The following is a 19,576-nucleotide window of genomic DNA, read 5'->3' on the forward strand; positions in this document are numbered from 1 at the left end:
CTTACCAATCACTATTTGTTTCATTAGAGCTTTGCACACCCAGTAATTCCTGAATATTTTCAAGCGGGTTGTCATTTTTAATTACCTGAGTCAGCCATTCATGCAGCGGCATCTGACTCCATTTAATGGTTTTTTGCAGCATATAGCTGACCGGGCTATGGGGTTCATTGGCCTGAAAATAATCGGCAATTTCCTGTAAAACCTGCATGGCCTGTTCACGGTTGGCCAGATGGTTTTGAGGTTGCGGTTGAAAACCGGTCGGTGCATTCATGATGGGCATCGCTATGGCAGGGGCTGCTGTAGCATTGATGGCATCAGCAGTCACAATGTTATTCTGTTCAGGTGCTTCAACCAGAGTCTGCGCGGCAAAGGCATCTGTTTTATATAATTTTTTAAGCGTGGAATGAATCGAGTCGAGCTGTGAGTCAATGGCGGCAAAACTTGGTGCATCCAGGCCCATCAATTGATCCAGCACTTCTTTTAAACTTGACCACTGCTGCAAAATGTCCAGAAAGTGCTGGTAATTCTGGTATTGCAGCGACTTCGAGGTATTCAACAGCGCCTGATCAAACTGTTCCAGCTGTGGCGCAGCTGATTGATCAGATGAATCTTCACTTTGCTTGCGACGCAAATTGTCCTGATACAGAAAATTGTCATAATCACGCAGGCTCAGGTGCGGTGCAGTCACAATCGGCACGGTTTTAATCAGCACCGGAATCTGGTTGATTAAACCTTGCAATAAACCAATACGCTGATCCAGATCATCATCTTCAATTTCCGGATGCAGCTGCAACCAGTATTCATTCAAGCTGCGATGGCTAAGTTGTATGGCTTGAGCAATGCCTTCAAAGCCATACAAATTGCTCCATGCTTCCAGCAGCCAGCCATATAAACGGATATCCTTGGTTTTACTTTCCAGTAATTCAGTCGATTTGCTATGTACAAAACCCCAGTCGGCCTGTTTGGGTTCGGAGACCCAATCGCCCTGATCGAGAAGCGGATCATCCTGAGTTTTGGCCTTTTTAATGGCATGAAACTCATTGGAAAAAGAATAGTCTTCTCCACAAGGCTGTTCGGCAGAAATGGGGTGTAACAATACATCGAGGTTGAGGCTCATTGCTGTTCTGAATCCTTGATTACGCTTCAGTCATCTTTGCTTTTTTACTGCTTCGTTTTTTGGCCGTTTTTTGTTCCGGATCGAGCTGATAGATGATTTCATCGTCTTTGACATCAATATGAATCAGTTGCGGAATTTTTTGCTCGGCCAGTGCCATCAGGATTTCTGTCGCCAAGGCCGGAAGCACCGAAGAATTCAGAATATTGTCGACATTACGTGCACCACTATCGACTTCGGTACAGCGACTCAGCAGTAATTCGATTAAATCGTCGGAATAGCTGACTTTGGTCTGGTACTGCTGTTCCAGACGCGCGGTAATTTTACCGAGTTTGTGCTGGATAATTTGCACCAGTAAATCATCATGCAATGGGTAATACGGCACAATCCGCATACGTCCTAAAAAGGCCGGTTTGAACTGCTTGTACAAACTTGGTTTCAGCTTTTCAATCAGCTGTTCTGCGCTTGGCCATTCATCTACCGGCAGCGGCAGGCAACTTTGCATGATGGCGCCGGAACCGGCGTTAGAGGTCAGCAGGATGGTGGTATTTTTAAAGTCAATCAGGCGACCTTCACCATCTTCGAGCATGCCTTTATCAAACACCTGATAGAACAGTTCCTGCACATCACTATGCGCTTTTTCAATTTCATCGAGCAGGACCACGCTATACGGATTACGACGTACGGCTTCCGTCAGCACACCGCCTTGACCATAACCCACATAACCCGGCGGCGCACCTTTTAAAGATGAAACCGTATGCGCTTCCTGATATTCCGACATGTTGATGGTAATCAGATGCGATTCACCACCGTATAACTCATTGGCCAAGGCCAGGGCAGTTTCAGTTTTACCAACCCCACTTGGGCCGACCAGCAGGAACATGCCTTGCGGTTTGTTTGGATCTTCCAACTTGGCTTTTGAGGTTTTAATACCTTGCACCAGTTGATGCAGGGCATAGTCTTGCCCCATAACACGCTCAGAAAGTTTATCTTCTAAGGTCAGAACCTGCTTGATTTCATCATTAATCATTTTTCCGACAGGAATACCGGTCCAGTCCGAGATAATTTCATTAATAATCTGGGCATTGACGCGTTCAAATACCAGCGGATGTTGACCTTGCAGTTGCTGCAACTGGCTGCGTAACTGCTGCATCTGGGTCTGGCTGGTTTCATCGGCTTCGGTCTGCTGTTCTAGCGTCTGAATCTGCTGAACCAGTTCCAGTTCTTGTTGCCATTGCTGTTGTGTATCGGCAATTTCCTGCTCAAGAGCAGTAATTTTCTGATTTAAACCGTCTAAACGTTCATGATGAATCGGGAAGTGTGCATGTTCTTTTTCAACAATTTCGCGTTCAAGTGTTAAATTGTGCAGCTGCGCCTGTAGCTGATCAAGTTTTACCGGCTGGGAATTTTGGGTCAGTGCCACACGTGCAGCGGCGGTATCTAATACACTAATCGCTTTATCCGGGAGTTGGCGACCACTGATATAACGATGTGAGGCATGCACAGCCGTGACAATCGCTTCATCATCAATATTCAGTTTAAAGTGATTGGCCATCACCGGAATCATGGCGCGCAGCATATCAATTGCGACTTCTTCAGTTGGTTCTTCAACTTTGACCACCTGGAAACGGCGGCTGAGCGCGGCATCTTTTTCAAAATACTGTTTATATTCCGCCCAGGTGGTGGCCGCGATGGTACGTAACTCACCACGAGCCAGTGCCGGTTTTAGCAGGTTGGCGGCATCATTTTGACCGGCCTGTCCACCAGCACCAATTAAGGTATGCGCTTCATCAATAAACAGGATAATCGGATGGGTTGACGCCTGAACTTCCTGAATCACCTGTTTTAAGCGGTTTTCAAATTCACCTTTAACACTGGCACCGGCCTGTAATAGCCCCATATCCAGCACATGCAGATGCACGTTCTTCAGCGCATCCGGCACCTGATTATTGGCAATCTTAAGTGCCAAACCTTCTACCACCGCAGTTTTTCCGACACCCGGTTCACCCGTTAAAATCGGATTGTTCTGACGGCGACGCATTAAAATGTCCAGCATCAGACGGATTTCAAATTCACGGCCAATCACCGGATCAATTGCGCCCGTTCTGGCTTTTTCAGTCAGGTTAATGGTGTATTGATCCAGCGCAGGTGTTTTTTTGCTATTTGGTGCAGGCTCGATAGCTGTGACGCTTTCAGTTTCAGCCGTTTCCGGGACAGTAGCGTTTTCATTTTCGACACTTTTGACACATACATCTAAGAATTTGTGCTTCATGGTGTCAATTGGGAACAGGTCAAACAGGCTCGAAGCACGCACCGCAATCTGATAAAGATCAGGTGCGGTTAGCAAAGCAACCAGTAAGTGACCGCTACGAATTTGCGGATTTTGCTCGGCCGAGGCTAATAACCAGGCTTGCTCTAACAGACGAATGATAGATTTTGCAAAGATAGGTGTACGAGAATTACCCTTTGGCAGGTGACTGACACTTTCTTTTAAATCATGAATGAGATCATCTTTTAAAATTTTATATTTATCGAGAAGGAGACTCAGGTCATTTTTATGGTCTTGGGTTAATAATTCTAGGAAAAAGTGTTCTATTTCAATTTCGTAGTTCTGCTGATTAATACAGGCATTGGCAGACTTTTCTAAGGCTGTTCTGGCATGACTTGATAGTTTATTAATCAAAATTTTTAAATTATTCATAACACGCTCTAGTTATAATTCCAGTCCAAATGGGTTAAAGTAGCGACCATGGGCTGAACATCGTTTTCAGTAAATAAAATAAATTTTACTTACATATCAATAATTTATATTGATATAAATATTAGGGTTGTAGTATTCTACCTAAAATTTTTTCAAAAATGAAAACAAATAAGACAAAAATAATTTTACCGGAAACAAAAATATGACAATTATTGTCGATAGTTGGCAGAATTTGTCTTGACGCCAGAAGTTTATTTTTTGTTAAATTTGCGCGATGTTTTTTTTTGATAAAAATTGTTCGTGTTCAGTTTTCAAATACACCCATTCACTATAAATGAATTTAGAAATTAGAGGCTCGTTTTGAAAAAAAGTATTCTTCTTTTTCCCCTAATGGCGACACTTTGTGCCACCCCAATTGCTTATGCAGATGAGCAGATTGAGCTAAAACGAGGCTGTATCAAGGATTATCCGCTGGTTAAGGGAGAAACTGATCAGGCATTGTTGGGGATTTATCAGCAAGTGTGTGCCAAAGAAAATAAAAAAAATCAAGAGGTGAAACAAGAACTGCAAGTTCAAGCCGCAAAACGTTTTCAGGAACTTGGTAAAAATATGAAGACCCTGCAGCTGGTAGAACAGCTGGAAAACCAGGGCGTACGCCATCCAGACCTGACTGATGCGCACTTTTTAGCAGGCGTTTCGATTGCCAAAAATGCCTTAAACTATATGCGTACCGAGCAAATGCGCTTTTTATCTGACGAAGTGACCTATCCAGCGGCCAAGGAATTATCGGATACTATCCGCGCTTCAGTGCCTGCTCCGGATACCAGTTCTGCCAAGGCCATTACCAATGCATCGCTTGCCAAAAAAGCTGCAGCCCAACGTGCTGCAGCACGTAAAGCAAGCAGTAATGCAAGTCGTGCTAAAACCACACGTACCGCATCGACCAAGGCAGCAACTGCAACAAGAACAACTGCTCCGGCAGCAAAACCAGCGGCTTCAAATAATCCATTTGAATCGCTACGAAAATAATAAAACAGGATCACTGTATTATGGCTAAACGTGAAAGTGTACAAAAGAAACTTCAGCGCATTCGTCCTCCACGTGTTCAACTGACTTACGATGTTGAAGTGGGTGATGGCAAAGAAGTGAAAGAATTGCCTTTTGTGGTGGGGGTGTTGGGGGATTTCTCTGCTGCTTCTGAACTGGAAAAGACCAAATTAAAAGATAAAAAATTCATTAATGTTGACCTGGATAACATTGATGAGGTGATGGAATCTTTGGCGCCACGCGCAGCATTCGATGTGGAAAATACCTTAACTGAAGAGGGCGGTCGCATGTCGGTGGATCTGACCTTCACTTCCATGGAAGATTTCCGTCCGGAAAGCGTGGTGCAACAGGTTGATCCGCTGCGTAAACTGGTCGAAGCACGTGAGCGTTTAACCGATTTGCGTAACAAGATTTCCAATAGCGAACGTCTGGAAGATCTGCTGGATGAAGTATTAAAAAATACCGACCAGATTCGTAAATTAAGCGCGGAGGCCGATCATGACTAATGCTCAGGCCGTTCAGGCGCAAACCCAGACTGCAGAAGAACTGACTTTGCTGGACTCGATTGTCGAGCAAAGCCGGATTGCCCGCAATGAAGAAGAACATGACCGTGCCAAAAGCCTGATTGGCGAACTGGCCAAAGAAGTCATGGCCGGCACAATCACTGTTTCTGAAAACATGACTTTGTCGATTGACAAGCGTATTGCTGAAATTGATGCGCTGATTTCTGCCCAGCTCAGCAAAATCATGCATCATGAGCAGTTCCAGAAAATTGAATCGACCTGGCGCGGTTTATATTATTTCTGTCAGGAAACACCGTCGAATCCGCTGATTAAAATCCGCATGCTGAATACGACCAAAAAAGAACTGGTCAAAGATTTCCAGGGCGCGACTGATTTTGATCAGAGTACCTTGTTCAAGAAAATTTATGAAGAAGAGTATGGTTCATTTGGTGGTGCACCGTATGCGACTTTAATTGGTGACTTCGAATTTGACCGTACGCCTTCAGATATGTATCTGCTGGAGCAGATTTCGCACGTGGCTGCGGCATCGCATGCACCATTTATTTCTGCGGCAAGTCCGAGCATTCTGGGGCTGGAATCGTTTACCGATATTGACCGTCCACGTGATGTATCCAAGATTTTCGAAACTGCAGAATATGTACAGTGGCGTTCATTTCGTGACAGCGAAGATTCACGTTATGTCGCATTGACCATGCCGCGTGTATTGGGCCGTTTACCGTTCCATCCGAAAGATGGTGCAGCCACTGAAGGCTTTAACTTTATTGAAGAAGTGTCGGGCCAAAACCATGATGAATATTTATGGATGAATGCGGCGTATGCCTTTGGTACCCGTTTAACCAATGCCTTTGATATGCATGGCTGGTGTGCGGCAATTCGTGGCGTTGAAGGTGGTGGTCTGGTCGAAGGCCTGCCGGTCCATACCTTTAAAACCAGCGATGGCGAAGTGGTCTTCAAGTGTCCAACTGAAATAGCCATTACTGACCGTCGTGAAAAAGAATTAAGCGATTTAGGCTTCATTCCACTGGTACATTGTAAAAATACTGACTACGCGGCGTTCTTTGGTGCGCAATCTGCACAAAAACCGAAGAAATACGACAGCGATAGCGCCAATGCCAACTCGGCCTTATCTAGCCAGATTCAATATATTATGGCGGTTTCGCGTATTGCCCATTATTTAAAAGCCATGATGCGCGACAAGGTCGGCAGCTTTGCCTCTGCTGGCAATGTTGAAGCCTTTTTAAATGACTGGTTATCGCAATACGTCTTGCTTGACGACGGTGCCTCTCAGGAAGCGAAAGCACAATATCCGCTTCGTGAAGCATCGGTAAAGGTTGTAGAAAATCCTGCTCAGCCGGGACACTACAAGTCTGTGGTTTTCTTAAGACCGCATTTCCAGTTGGACGAGTTGTCGGTTTCTTTGCGACTTGTTACTGAGTTACCTCAGTCCTCAAATTGAGGCAACTTATAATAACTTTTAACTAAAACAGGAAAATTTATAAAATGAAAGATATCTACGTACAGTTTCGAGGGAAGTATAAAGTTGATGGCGAATCGCGTGATGCAGAGCACAAAGATTGGCTAGAAGTAAATTCTTGGGCGCACAATATCCGTCAGCCTAAATCAGCGACTTCTTCAAGTGTAGGTGGTCATACTGCTGAGCGTGTAGAACACTCAGACATGGTTTTTGTTAAAGATTTGGATGCAACCAGTCCAAAACTTTGGGAAGCATGTTCTGCGGGTTATACCTTCGATGAAGTACAGATCGATTTCTATCGTGCTAACGGTGACAAGCGTATCAAGTACCTGCAAATCAAACTGAAACATGTACTGGTTTCAAGCGTAACGCCAACTGTGAATGAAGAAGGTGTTCCAACTGAATCATTCGGTTTGAAATATGCCGCAGTCGAGTGGACTTATAACCAGCAAGACATTAACGGTACCCAAAAAGGTGCAGTTACTAAAAAATGGTCACTTTCAAATAACACAGCATCTTATGCTGCTTAATTTGTATGACCACGGGAGGCTGGCGCTATGCCAGCCTCTACCTGATTTTATGCTTAATTAGTAATACATGAATTTAGACCAGCTTTATCCGTACGGTTTTAGAACTACATTATTTGACCGGCTTTTAACTACAGAAGATTATCATTTAAAGGGGTTGTCATTACAGGAACTTCGCGAATCTGTCGCTGCAGATCTGGAAGACCTGCTCAATAGCCGCATGGCATCTTTGCATGAACAGATTGATGATTTTCCACTGGTTAAAAAGTCCATTATGCAGTTTGGGATTATTGATTTTGTCGGCTTATCGACCGCTAATCCAAGTGACCGCGATAAAATCTGCCAGTCTATTGCACAATCCATCGCGGCACATGAACCGCGTTTAAGACAGATTAAAGTTGAAATGTTATTAGATGAACAGGATATGGGGGCTTTGTGCTTGAGTATTCAGGCCTATATCAATATTCATCCTTTATATGAACCTGTGATTTTTGATGCTTTATTAAAACCAACAACACAACAATATGTTATTTCGGCACGTGCATAAGTGGGATTCCTGTGATTGAAGACTTGTTACCTTATTACGAAAAACAGCTGCAAGAATTCGGCCAGCAATCTCGTGAATTTTCCCAGAAATATCCTAAAATCGCGCAGCGTCTGTCTTTAAATCAGGAACAGATTGATGACCCGCATATTGAGCGTTTAATTCAGGCATTTTCACTAATAGCCGCACGTATTGATAAAAAACTGGCAGACAGCTACGACATTTTTACCCGTGCCTTGTTTGAGGTCATGTTTCCACAGTACCTAAAGCCATTTCCGGCCTGTTCTGTGGTCAGCTTTGAAGATCTCAATAAAATTAAACAGCTGACCGAAGCACATACAATTCCCAAAGGCACGGCGTTAAAATCCAGAAGTTTCAAAGGCGTTCAGTGCGAGTTTTCCAGCACACACACTGTGAATTTATTGCCAATTCAGCTCAACAAGCTGGAATTCAAGAGCAATCCGAGTGCGCATATGCACTTGAACCAGAATGCAACCTTAAGTCTGGGTTTTGAAATTTTTAATCAGGCACACGCATTGCTGCAACAACAGCAGTTGCCAATTTATCTTGATGCGATTTCCAATTTTCCGCTTCAGGTACTCGATGGTATTTTCAGTCCCAGTACCGGATTTTCATTAAAAATTGGCCAGCGCCAAATTCAGATTGCTAATCCGTTTCAGCTGATGGGCATGCATGAGCAGGAGAGTGTACTGCCGCTAGATGAGCATACCCATCATGCCTACCGATTATTGCTGGAATATTTCTGCTTTCCGGAAAAGTTTAATTTCCTGAGTCTGAATCTGGATTTTCTGTGTTATCTTGAAGAGCAGAGCCAGTTTGAATTGCTGATTCATCTGAAACTGAACCTGAATGATCAGATGGTGATTCGCAATTATTCCGAACTGAACGTGGCTAACTTTAAATTATTTGCCACACCGGTGGTGAACCTGTTTGAGAAGCAGGCCGAACCGCAAAAAATTGATCACAAGCAGCTGGAATATCCACTGGTGACCGATGCGCATCATCCTGAGTTTTATCAGATGTACAGCATTCAGGAAATGAACATGATCCGGGAAAAAACCAATCAGGATCAGGTGGTTTTTCCGGTTTATCCATTTTTTGCCATGAGTCATTATCGGCATGAAGATATTCAGTTTTATTACGCCCTAAATGCCAAGCAGCTGCATAACCGTTTTGTGGAAACGGGCTACAGTGTATTGTCAAAGCAATTACAACCGCAGCACACCAAGTCGGATTTTATCAGCGCCAAACTGCTTTGCTCAAACCGTGACTTGCCACATGAGGCTTTAAGCCAAGCCAATAATATTTTAAATCTGAATGACAGCAGTCTGGCACGGCGCGCTCTGGTACTGAAGCGTCCGAATAAGCCGTATTATTTTGAGCAGAATAAAATGGAACAATGGCGGGTGATCTCGCATTTATCCTTAAACACCTTGTCTTTGATGAAAGGCGATGCGATCAGTCATATCAAAGAGCTGCTTGAACTTTATAACCTACCAAAATCTAAAGAAAATCATTTAATTATTGACTCAATTAAAGCGGTCGAGTTTTCGTTAACCCAGAAAATGGTCGAAGCTAAACCCTTTCCTTTATTTGTCCGTGGTCTGAAAGTGCATCTGGATATTGATCCACAGGTATTTCGTGGCCATAGCCTTTATATTTTCAGTACCTTGCTCAGTCATATCTTTAACTTAAAAGTTCAGATGAACAGCTTTGTGGATGTGGTGGTGCGTGATGCCAACAGCTTACAGGAGTTATACCAATGCGTGCAGAACGTTGGTGGCAAGAAACTTCTGTAATTGCAGATCTGGTTGAACAGCCGACGGCATATGAGTTTATTCAGGCCACGCGGCTGCTGCGTCATGCACCTGAACAGGCAAAACAGGCCGACTGGAAAAAGGGCTTTCAGTTTCAGACCTCGCTCAATCTGAACTTTCCGGCGGCAGAAATTGAAACGTTGGCGGTTGAAGATGATCAGATTCAGCTGACCAATTTAATGGTGGGACTCACCGGCATTCAGGGGGCCTTACCGTATACCTATACCCAGCGCATCCGCCAGAGTCCACGTATCCAGCGTGAAGAAACCGTGCAGTTCCTCAGTTTGTTTAATAACAAACTGACCGGCCAATATATTGAAGCCAGCTTGGCTTATAACTTGCCGGTACGTTATGAGGTCGAACACGACAATCATTATCTGGATATTCTGCATGCGCTCAATGGTTACATCCGTTCACAACATGAACAGGATGAGATGGATCATTATTTTGCAGAATTTTCAGGCCTGATGCAGGGCCAGAACAACACCGCACATGCCTTAAAAACCGTGCTGAACTGTATTTTCAAAACCGATTTTACTGTACATGAATTTATTGAAGAAAAATTCAAACTGGATGATGCGCATAAAACCTGTTTAGGCGGCAGCAATCCGGCCTTGCTTGGAGTAAATACCTTTTGTGGGGAAACTATCCGCCAGATTGATGGCAAGATTGAAATTGAAGTCGGGCCTTTAAACCGGCAGCAATATCAGGAGTTTTTACCGGGACAGCCAGCCAGTATTAAACTGAAAAAACTCTTACAGACTTGGTGCAGTCCGACTCTAATGGTTGACTTGCGTTTGGTGCTGAGCAAAGAAGACATTCAGCCTTTGTGTCTGAACTCCAGTCATCATGCGGGGCTAGGGCAAGGGGCTTTTTTAATGCCACAGGCACGGGCAGATAATCGTGATAGCTGTTATCCGCTGTTGGGGGATCAAAGATGATCAAGTGGATCATTGGCACTTTTGTCAGTATTTTTATTCTGGTCAGCACCGCCATTATCTTTTACTGGCGCGATATTCAGCATGATCCCGATACGGCAGATATGCTGGCATTTTTTGTGTTTTTGCCTTTGGCGATTACGCTGCTGCTGACGTCACCTTTCATCATTTATAGCGCAGTCCAGCGTTATAAAAAACGTCAGGAAGAACAAAAACAGCAGCAGGAGCAGGCGGCACTTGCCCAGCAACAGATTCCTGAAGAAAAAGTGGAGCCGGTCAGAACGGTGGCGCTGAACCTGTACAGTGGTTATAGCCAGCATGCCTTTGGTGAAAATGAACAGATTGTTGAAGAATTAAAAAATTTCACCAGTCCGGAGCTGGATCATCAGCTGTTAAATGCCTACGGCTTGCCAATTCTGTCCTATCGGATTAAAGACCTGGATGATGAAATTGAGCTGGACGACGATGCAGATGAATATAGCGTTGACAGCCAGCGCAGTTTACGTATGCGCCGGCTGGTCCAGCAGCAGCTGGTTCAGCACAGCGATGTACTGATGCAAATTGCCGAACATTTAAAACAGTCGGCACTGTTCTATGACAGCGAGCTGGCCTATCAGTACCGTATGCATCCGGGTTGGATTGATCCCAACCATCAGGAAGATGACAGCCTTGAACCTGAGCCGGTGCAACCTGTTATGCGTTTAAACCGGATTAATATTCATGTGGTGCTGGCAGAAGATTTGCTGCATTTGTGGAATGAAATGGACAGCCAGCAGATGATCATGGAGTTTATCCAGGATTTTCAGGTGATTCCGGAGCAGATTCATATCGAGCATCATTACTGGGGCAGTAAAAATGCCTATCAGGACTGGTTTGAATTGCTGGAACAGACCGCAGCACAAACCGAAGACGTATCACTAATTGTGCTGGTCGATTCTGAAATTGATCAGGACGTGATTGATGAAAAAACCTGGCTGACCGACCATTATTTACCGGCTGAATTTGTCTCTAGCTGTATTGTGGCCTCCACCGCGGTGCAGATTAACCAGTTAGAACCATTCAAAATGCTGCAGCTGGTGTTGAATGAAAAAAATATTGCCCATTACCTGCAGCAGCATCAGATGACAGAACTGGCGCAATTCGATCAGGAACAGCCTTTTGTGCTGATGCCGGATGATCCGACCCAGATTAAAGTCGTGAAGCAGATTGAACAGAGTTTTGCTGAGTCTCAAATCGAAACTCATCATTTTTTATATACAAAACAAAGTATTGGTCATACCCAGCACTTATCGAAAGTGTTTTCTTTCATGTTGGGCATGCATCTTCCAGAGGGAATTATTTCCATGATTTACAGTACCGAACATCCGGCCACCCACGTACTTTTTATGCCGGTTTCCCATGAAACCCCACAGGGCTGATGTTGCAGTATCGCGCGAATTTTAGAACAACGAGAACAGTATGTTTTATACCATTTTAGGCTATGTCTGGCAGTATGTGACTAATCCGAAAGCGATTATTGCACTGTCTATTTTTGTGGCACTCATAGCATCTTATAACACCATTCCGCGCAATCTATTCTGGGCGCTAATGGCAGTGTATATTCTGGGTGTGGTCGGATACGGGATTTATGCCTTGATCCAGCGTTATCGTCATGAAAAGCAGGGCGAAGAGCTGGCCGAAGCCATCAGTAAAGACACCGAAGCTGAATACGGCAAGCAGAAAGATAAAGAAGAATTACAGCTGATTCAACAACAAATGAAAGAATCGATTCAGCTGATCCGCAAGTCTAAACTGGGCGATAAAAAGGGCAATGCGGCCTTATATGAATTGCCGTGGTATATGGTGATTGGTAACCCGGCCGCCGGAAAAAGTTCGGCGATTTATAACTCCGGTCTGAAATTTCCCTTTGAAGAAAGTCATCAGAAAATGGTGTCTGCCGGTTTAAGCGGTACCCGTAACTGTGACTGGTTCTTTTCCACCGAAGGGGTATTGCTGGATACAGCCGGGCGTTATTCGGTCTATTCCGAAGATCATTCTGAATGGCTCGGTTTTTTAGGTTTGCTGAAGAAAAACCGTTCTCAAGCGCCAATTAATGGCCTGATTGTAATTGTCAGCATTGCCGAGCTGGTCAGCCAGAGTCCGGAAAAATCAATTAAACTGGCCAAGAATTTACGTGCCCGGATTCAGGATTTAACCGAGCGTCTGGAAATTTATCCTCCGGTGTATCTGGTGTTTTCCAAAATGGACCTGATTGCCGGCTTTACCGAATTCTTTGAATGTTATGAAGTGAATGAGTTTGATCAGGTCTGGGGTGCAACCTTGCCCTATGATGCGGAATCTTCTCAAAATGCGGTCGAGTTGTTTGAAAAGCATTACGGCATTTTATATGACGGTTTAAAAGGCGTGAGCACCACCCATTTAAGTCGCCGCCATTCACAGAATATTTCCCCAAGTGTCATGACTTTCCCGCTGGAGTTCAAGAGCTTAAAGCCAGCGCTGAAAACCTTTATTGGTACCTTGTTTGAAGATAATCCGTACCAGTTTAAACCGGTATTCCGTGGCTTCTATTTCACCAGTGCCTTACAGGAAGGCACCATTGAAAGCCCGATGACCGAGCAGATTGCACAGGACTTTTTACTGACCAAGATTCCCAACAGTGAACATGGTGTGCCGACCCGTTCGGTTTCACAAAACCATGGTTACTTCCTGAAAGGGCTGTTTTCCGATGTGATTCTGAAAGACAAGAATCTGGTCAAACAGCATATTAATCCACTGCGTAAACGCCAGCGTTATGTTGGCTTTATTGCCGCATTGTTTGGTGTGTCGATTATTCTGGGACTGTGGGTCTGGTCGTATCGCAATAACCAGCAGTTAATTGCCGAGGTGCAGCAAGACCTGAATAAAGTGGTGCAGATTGAGCAGCGCTCTGGCACCGAACTGGCCGGACAGCTTGAAGCCTTGCTGATTCTGCAAAACCGTATGTCACAGCTGGACAGTTTTGCTGAAGATCGTCCATTAAAATTTGGCTTTGGTTTATACCAGGGCAATGAGCTGCGTGAAAAGCTGAAGACTGAATATTTGCAAGGCGTGCAGCAGATTGTGCTGCAGCCGGCACAGCAAAACATGGCACAGTATCTGCAACGGGTAAAAGCCAATGAAGAAACCCTGAAGGCCAATCATGCCAATGTGGAAATCAAGCAGGTGGCCAATCAGCAGAAATATCTGGAGCCATCGGACAGTAATCCGCAAGATGCGTACAATGCACTGAAAGCCTACTTGATGATGAGCAATCCGGAATATCGTGAAGCTGGTCATTTAAGTGATCAGGTCACGCGTTTCTGGCGTCCGTGGTTAGATGCCAACCGGGGGAATTTGGCGCGCGGCCAAATGCTGAAAGATGCCGAGCAGATTTTATCTTATGCCATGACCCTGGCCAATGATGCCAAATTCCCAAATCTGGAAGCGGATACCTTGGTGGTTGATCAGTCACGTCAGGTGTTATTGTCTGTTGTTCGCGGCATGCCAGCACGTGATCGGGTTTATAACGAAATTAAAATGCGTGCAGCGGTACGTTTCCCGGCTTTAACCGTCAAACAGATGGTCGGTGAGAACAATCAGGCAGTGGTGCTGGGCAGTTATGCCTTACCGGGTGTATTTACCCAAAAAGCCTGGGCAGAATACGTCGAAACCGCCATTGATGAAGTTTCCAACCGGCCAACAGATTCTAAAGACTGGGTGTTAAACAGTACCCAGTCCGATGACCTGACCTTTAGCGGCAGCCCGGATCAGATCCGTAAACAGCTGACCGATCTGTACAAGCAGGAATATATTGCTGAATGGCGTAAATTCCTGGCTGGTGTGCACTATGCCAAGGGCAAGGAATTTAAACAGTCTGCTCAGAATATTGAAAAACTGGGCGAACCGGAAAATTCACCAATCCGTCAGATGATTACCCGGATTGCACAGGAAACCTCGTGGGATAATCCGGTGGTTCAGGCAGAACTAGCCGCACCGCAAAAAGGTTTTATTGCCTGGTTTAAACGTAAAGTGTTGAACCGCGATAAAGCGAAAATGGCGGAACAGGCCGTAGCCAGAGCACAAGGACCAATTTCCAAAGAATTCCAGATGTTCTATCAGCTGGTACGTAAGCGTGATGACCAGCAGAACAAGTCTTTACTGGATGAGTATATGCAAGCGATTGCTCAGGTGCGCAGCAAGTTCAATGACCTGAAAAGTGCGGGCGATATTGGTCCATCGGCCATGACCTTGGTGAAACAGACCATCAATGATCAAAGTTCGGTGTTTAACAGTACCCAGAAACTGGTCGATGAGAAGATGACGGTGGGCTTAAATGAACGTGACCAGCAGCTATTACAAAAACTGTTGATCAGTCCATTAACGCATTCATTTGAAAGCCTGTTAATTCCGGCGCAGGATGAGATCAATAAACTCTGGACCATGCAGGCTTATCAGCCATTTAGCGCCAATTTAAGCAAAAAATATCCATTTAATTCCTCTGCGACCTTACAGGCGACCAGCAATGAAATTAGCCAGATTTTTGGTGAAAATGGCAGTATCGCCCGTTTTGTGAAAGAGTATTTAGATCCGCTGGTGATCCGTCGTGGCTATACCTTAACCTCAAAAACCTGGAAAGATTTAGGTATCAGCCTGAACCCGCAATTTGTGATGAATTTCCAGAGCTATGTCGCGCCTAGCAATGGCATGGCGACAGGTGAATTGTCTCAAACCGCGGCGCAAGCACCGGTGAATCAGTCCAACTTCCAGTTCTATCCATTACAGAATCCGCAATTACTGGCCTATACCATTGATATTGATGGGCAGCGTATGGTTTATGAAAATGGCATTCAGCAATGGGTGAATTTCGTCTGGCCAAATCCGGGTGCGATTCCGGGTGCGCGTATTACAGCGGTGGATTTAGAAGGTAAAACCCATACCGTCTTTGATGAACCGGGTGAGTACGGCATTAACCGTCTGATTGACACGGCTCAGCGTACCCAGCAAGGCGGCAGCTTTGAAATGGTCTGGAAAAGCAAGCAGGACCCGAATATTGCGGTGAAACTGAACTTCCGACTGATTAGCGGCAACTCGGGTAATATTGGCTCAAGCCGTGGCTATGCGGGTTTACAGCTGGTTGATCAGGTGGTTACCAATAAATCGGTACGTGTCGTGGCTGCGCAAACAGCACCGACACCTGCCACTGCACGCACCAATAGCACATCGCCTTTAAAAGGAATTGAAGGAGTACAGCCATGATCAGCCAGAACAGGCGAGTGGGAGAGCAGGGATGAATGAGCTGAAAACCCTGCCATTTTATTATGGTAAATGTCCGGCCCGAGGCGATTTTTTGAAAACCAAAGGCCAATCTTCACTGATTCAGGTACTGGATCAGTGGATTACTGAGGCGCTGGAAAAAGCGATGCAATCTCCAGAGTTTCAAAGCCGCTATACGCAGTTGCCATCGCTAGATTTTTTCATTGCCAATCCGCAGGAATATAAATTTCTGGTGGCCAACTTAATTGCCAGCGAAGACAGTTCGGGACGACAGTTTCCGATGGTACTGAGCCATCTGTTAGATGTAGATGTCCCCCTGGAGCATTTGCTGTACGCACCGTATCGCTATAAGCAGACCCTGATTGATCTGTTTCAGAAAAACCGGGTGCTCAAGTCGATTCGTGATCCTGAGATTTTGCTGGACAAGCTGGCTAAACTGAATAACCAGATTCAGGTGTTTGATGTGCATGAAAGTGCAGCATTTTATGAACATCATACGACACATTCTTTTGCCCAGTTGATGAAAATCAGCACCTATGAGCTGGCACAAAGCATGATTGGACTGGGATTATTGCTGCAACCGGTGATCCATCAAGGCACCAGTAAATTAAATAAAGTCCTGATTTTACCGATTAATAATCATGCCTATTGCTATGAAATTGCAGCATTTTGGGTCAGTCTGATTAGCCGTTTTGTCGCCAATCAGAACACAGAATTGCTGGTCGGTTTACTGCATTATGACAAACCCTTGCTGATTTTTGGCTTTCATGGCGCAGATATTCAGGCTTTAAGCGAAATTTTCACCCAAAACCTGGACAGTTCACATTGGGTCTCATTGGTCAATGCCAGCTGGATTGATCCGTATCTGGAGCAAAATGCAGGTTTGGCGGCGTTGGAACAGGCTTTATGTGAACGCCAGCTTAGCTTAAGCCAGGGAATCAAACTCTTTAGACAGACTTTTATAGATGGATAAAATGATTAAAAATCAATTAAATACATATAAAAAACAATGGCTGTCTGTACTCTTGTTCAGTGTTAGTAGCTGGGTATGTGCACAGCCGATTGTAGTTGAAGGCGTGGTCCCGAATGAAGCCAGCAAACAGGCCATCCTGACTAAAATGCACAGTGTGTATGGTGCGGACCAAGTCATTGATAAAATTCAGGTTAAATCGGTTGCTGCACCCAATGGCTGGAGCGAATCGGTCACACGAATGATCACGCCAGACCTAAAAAAAGTGAAGCAGGGTCAATTGTCGGTACGCGGTACGCAAATTGATTTAAATGGAAAAATGTCCAATCAAAATGATATCCAGCCAACCACAAATGCTTTTCAGGGCTTGGTACAGGCGCCATATCGTTTTAATGCACAGTTATCTGTAAATCAGGCCGAACAGAAAATTATTGATGATGCCTTGAAAAACCGGATTATTGAATTTGAATCTGGCAGTGCGGTTTTAGCCGCATCTGGGACAAAAATTCTTGATGAGATGGCGATTGCCTTAAATAAGGTTGGTGGCAAGCAGGTGAAAATTATTGGCCATACTGATAGCTCTGGTGATGCCAATAAAAACCTGATCTTAAGTAAAGAGCGTGCACAGGCGGTAAAAGATTATTTGATTGGCAAAAATATTCCTGCAGATAGTTTGAGTGTGGAAGGTTTAGGCGCCAACAAACCTGTGGCAGACAACTCAACAGCTGAGGGTCGTAAAAAGAACCGTCGTATTGAGTTTGAAGTGATTTAAGTGGTCATTAAAGGAATAAGAGCCATCTACAGGATGGCTTTTATTTAATATGCTATTGTTATTCCCAAGTAGAAATGTCCTACCTACTAACCAAATAGAAATGTCCTATACGGACATTTCCAAGTCAAGCACAGGATTTAGATTTCGTTGTTGAATTGCTGTTTTCTGTGCACGTCTTCTTGGCATAGATTGAGAACGATTGCGTTTGTTTTGCTGTTTTAATTCTTCATGCTGTTGCTGGATATGAAACAAGACTGAACCCAAACGTTTATTCTCGACGATCTCTCGCTGGTTGAGCTGACTTAATTTATCAAAGATGCTGTAATTGATCTTTCTACCTTGATGCATGATAGCTACAGTACCATCCGGGTATTCCAGGAACTCAAGATACTTACCGATCAACCTTTGATTTTCTTCGGTCTTTTCCAGGAGATATACGCATTTATCATAAGTAATCGTCAGACTATTCGTGACTCTGCGGGGTTCACGCCAAGTAAAAATATCATCTAACTCTTCGGCTGTTTCAGTGATAGGCCGATGTAGATTCTTAATGAAGCAGGGTAGCCAGACATTAGCTTGCTCAATCGAACAGATGCCTTTCAGGCGCATTTCTTTGATCAGACGGTCCTGAAGGGTTCTGTTAGCACGTTCCACACGGCCTTTGGCCTGCGGTGAATTGGCGAAGATGATATCGATATTCAGGGTGTTGAGTACACGTCCAAACTGGGTAATCTTGGTATCTTTCTTGCTGCTTTGATTCACTCTAAAGACTGAATGTTTGTCGCTGTAAAACGCTAAAGGCTTACCGTGCTGTTCGACATATAAACGTGTCGAAATCATATAGTCAAAAGCTGATTCTGATTCACAGAAGCGTAAATGCTGCAATTTGCCTGTGGCATCATCAATGAACACCAGTAGGCAGCATTTAGCAGCGCGTCCTTCGAACCAGTCATGGTGTGAGCCATCAATTTGGATCAGTTCACCAAAGCAATCCCGGTTGTAACGAGGCTGATACGGGCGTTTCAGGCGTTTGGATCGAGGCATCCATAAGTCAGCTGCAATCATCCAAGAACGTAGGGTTTCTACTGAAAGATCGAATCCATGTACGGTGGTGAGCTTTTCATGCGCTAAAGTGGGTCCGAAACCATGGAGTTGGTCAGAAACAATATTGAGGCACTTGAGTCTGATTTCTTCAGGAAGTTTGGAATTGCTGATTTGGCCACGACCGGCATGGGCTAATGCAACTGGACCTTGGGCTTTGTATTTCTGCAGTAAGCGTCTGATCTGACGTTCTGAAATATGAAGTAGCTGAGCAGCCTGGGATTGAGTTATGCGTTGATCGCAGATTTCCTGCAAGACCGACAATCGTTTAAGTTCTTTATCCGACATAGACACCAACATATCAAACCGTCCGCTAAGGAAATTGCAAAAGTGCATATTCTAAAAGCGGACATTTTTACTTTGGAGAAACCGGACATTTCTATTTTGGAGTTACAGCTATATTTCGTATAATGTATATTATGTTAAACGAAGTGTACTAAACAATAACTTCATATATGCCTTACATTCACCTGATTTCAATAAGTTAGAGTACTATTCTTTAAGTAGATAAATATGATATGTTGAAGTAAATTTTAATTCATAAACTTCATCATGTTTGAACTTAAAACAATTCAATTGACAAAAAAAGGCTCAACTAAAAAACAGCGGCACTGTTGCAAATAGAGATTTGAGTCGATGATGTTCCCTTTAAAAAGTACTTAGAGACCGAAAACCCTGTTGATTAGACACACTTCACCCTGAGGCTGACCATAATAAAATGACGATGCTTGTCC

14 protein-coding genes and 1 pseudogene are annotated in these 19,576 nt (G+C 44.4%); 11 read left to right on the plus strand and 4 right to left on the minus strand.

The window, feature by feature from the left end:
- Window position 1 precedes the first annotated feature (1 nt).
- Together tssA and tssH are read right to left on the minus strand one after the other, a co-directional pair.
- The gene (tssA, locus tag FTT68_RS08230; RefSeq protein WP_180175284.1) at window positions 2-1,117 is read right to left on the minus strand and encodes a type VI secretion system protein TssA; all 1,116 of its coding nucleotides are present in this window, start codon (window positions 1,115-1,117) and stop codon (window positions 2-4) included.
- 19 nt (window positions 1,118-1,136) lie between these two features.
- The gene (gene tssH / locus FTT68_RS08235; RefSeq protein WP_180175285.1) at window positions 1,137-3,815 is read right to left on the minus strand and encodes a type VI secretion system ATPase TssH; all 2,679 of its coding nucleotides are present in this window, start codon (window positions 3,813-3,815) and stop codon (window positions 1,137-1,139) included.
- A 390-nt stretch (window positions 3,816-4,205) separates the two neighbouring features.
- Here tssH and FTT68_RS08240 point away from each other — a divergent pair, with 390 nt between their 5' ends.
- The 11 genes from FTT68_RS08240 (at window position 4,206) to FTT68_RS08290 (ending at window position 17,741) form a co-directional block, all read left to right on the plus strand.
- Window positions 4,206-4,844: a hypothetical protein gene (locus FTT68_RS08240; RefSeq protein ID WP_104483770.1), complete on the plus strand. Its 639-nt coding sequence runs from the start codon at window positions 4,206-4,208 to the stop codon at window positions 4,842-4,844.
- A 20-nt stretch (window positions 4,845-4,864) separates the two neighbouring features.
- Complete coding sequence (gene tssB / locus FTT68_RS08245; protein WP_045795670.1) at window positions 4,865-5,368, plus strand: type VI secretion system contractile sheath small subunit; 504 nt, start codon at window positions 4,865-4,867, stop codon at window positions 5,366-5,368.
- The gene (gene tssC, locus FTT68_RS08250) at window positions 5,361-6,842 is read left to right on the plus strand and encodes a type VI secretion system contractile sheath large subunit (RefSeq protein ID WP_005177804.1); all 1,482 of its coding nucleotides are present in this window, start codon (window positions 5,361-5,363) and stop codon (window positions 6,840-6,842) included. The genes tssB and tssC overlap by 8 nt, the downstream gene beginning before the upstream one ends.
- Before the next feature lie 44 nt (window positions 6,843-6,886).
- The gene (locus FTT68_RS08255; RefSeq protein WP_005177807.1) at window positions 6,887-7,390 is read left to right on the plus strand and encodes a type VI secretion system tube protein Hcp; all 504 of its coding nucleotides are present in this window, start codon (window positions 6,887-6,889) and stop codon (window positions 7,388-7,390) included.
- A gap of 67 nt (window positions 7,391-7,457) precedes the next feature.
- Window positions 7,458-7,934 (plus strand): type VI secretion system baseplate subunit TssE, encoded by a 477-nt coding sequence (gene tssE, locus FTT68_RS08260; protein ID WP_045795669.1) that lies wholly within the window; start codon window positions 7,458-7,460, stop codon window positions 7,932-7,934.
- An 11-nt stretch (window positions 7,935-7,945) separates the two neighbouring features.
- Window positions 7,946-9,751, plus strand: a complete 1,806-nt coding sequence (gene tssF / locus FTT68_RS08265) for a type VI secretion system baseplate subunit TssF (protein ID WP_180175286.1) — start codon at window positions 7,946-7,948, stop codon at window positions 9,749-9,751.
- Window positions 9,715-10,710 (plus strand): type VI secretion system baseplate subunit TssG, encoded by a 996-nt coding sequence (gene tssG / locus FTT68_RS08270; RefSeq protein ID WP_180175287.1) that lies wholly within the window; start codon window positions 9,715-9,717, stop codon window positions 10,708-10,710. Before tssF ends, tssG begins: the two co-directional genes overlap by 37 nt.
- On the plus strand, window positions 10,707-12,125 hold the full coding sequence (locus FTT68_RS08275; RefSeq protein ID WP_168399662.1) for a hypothetical protein: 1,419 nt from the start codon (window positions 10,707-10,709) through the stop codon (window positions 12,123-12,125). Before tssG ends, FTT68_RS08275 begins: the two co-directional genes overlap by 4 nt.
- Window positions 12,126-12,165: 40 nt before the next feature.
- On the plus strand, window positions 12,166-15,981 hold the full coding sequence (gene tssM, locus FTT68_RS08280; protein WP_180175288.1) for a type VI secretion system membrane subunit TssM: 3,816 nt from the start codon (window positions 12,166-12,168) through the stop codon (window positions 15,979-15,981).
- A gap of 31 nt (window positions 15,982-16,012) precedes the next feature.
- A complete protein-coding gene (tagF, locus tag FTT68_RS08285; RefSeq protein WP_075167762.1) occupies window positions 16,013-16,972 on the plus strand; it encodes a type VI secretion system-associated protein TagF in 960 nt (319 codons plus the stop codon).
- Window position 16,973: 1 nt separating this feature from the next.
- Complete coding sequence (locus FTT68_RS08290; protein WP_075175237.1) at window positions 16,974-17,741, plus strand: OmpA family protein; 768 nt, start codon at window positions 16,974-16,976, stop codon at window positions 17,739-17,741.
- Between the two features lie 105 nt (window positions 17,742-17,846).
- Here FTT68_RS08290 and FTT68_RS08295 read toward each other — a convergent pair whose 3' ends face one another.
- Both FTT68_RS08295 and FTT68_RS08300 read right to left on the minus strand, forming a co-directional pair.
- The gene (locus FTT68_RS08295) at window positions 17,847-19,130 is read right to left on the minus strand and encodes an ISNCY family transposase (protein ID WP_180175289.1); all 1,284 of its coding nucleotides are present in this window, start codon (window positions 19,128-19,130) and stop codon (window positions 17,847-17,849) included.
- Between the two features lie 371 nt (window positions 19,131-19,501).
- Window positions 19,502-19,576 (minus strand): annotated as a pseudogene (locus FTT68_RS08300) (IS6 family transposase); the annotation flags it as partial.

It is taken from the genome of Acinetobacter sp. Q85-2 (assembly GCF_013420555.1).
Classification (GTDB): Bacteria; Pseudomonadota; Gammaproteobacteria; order Pseudomonadales; family Moraxellaceae; genus Acinetobacter; species Acinetobacter indicus.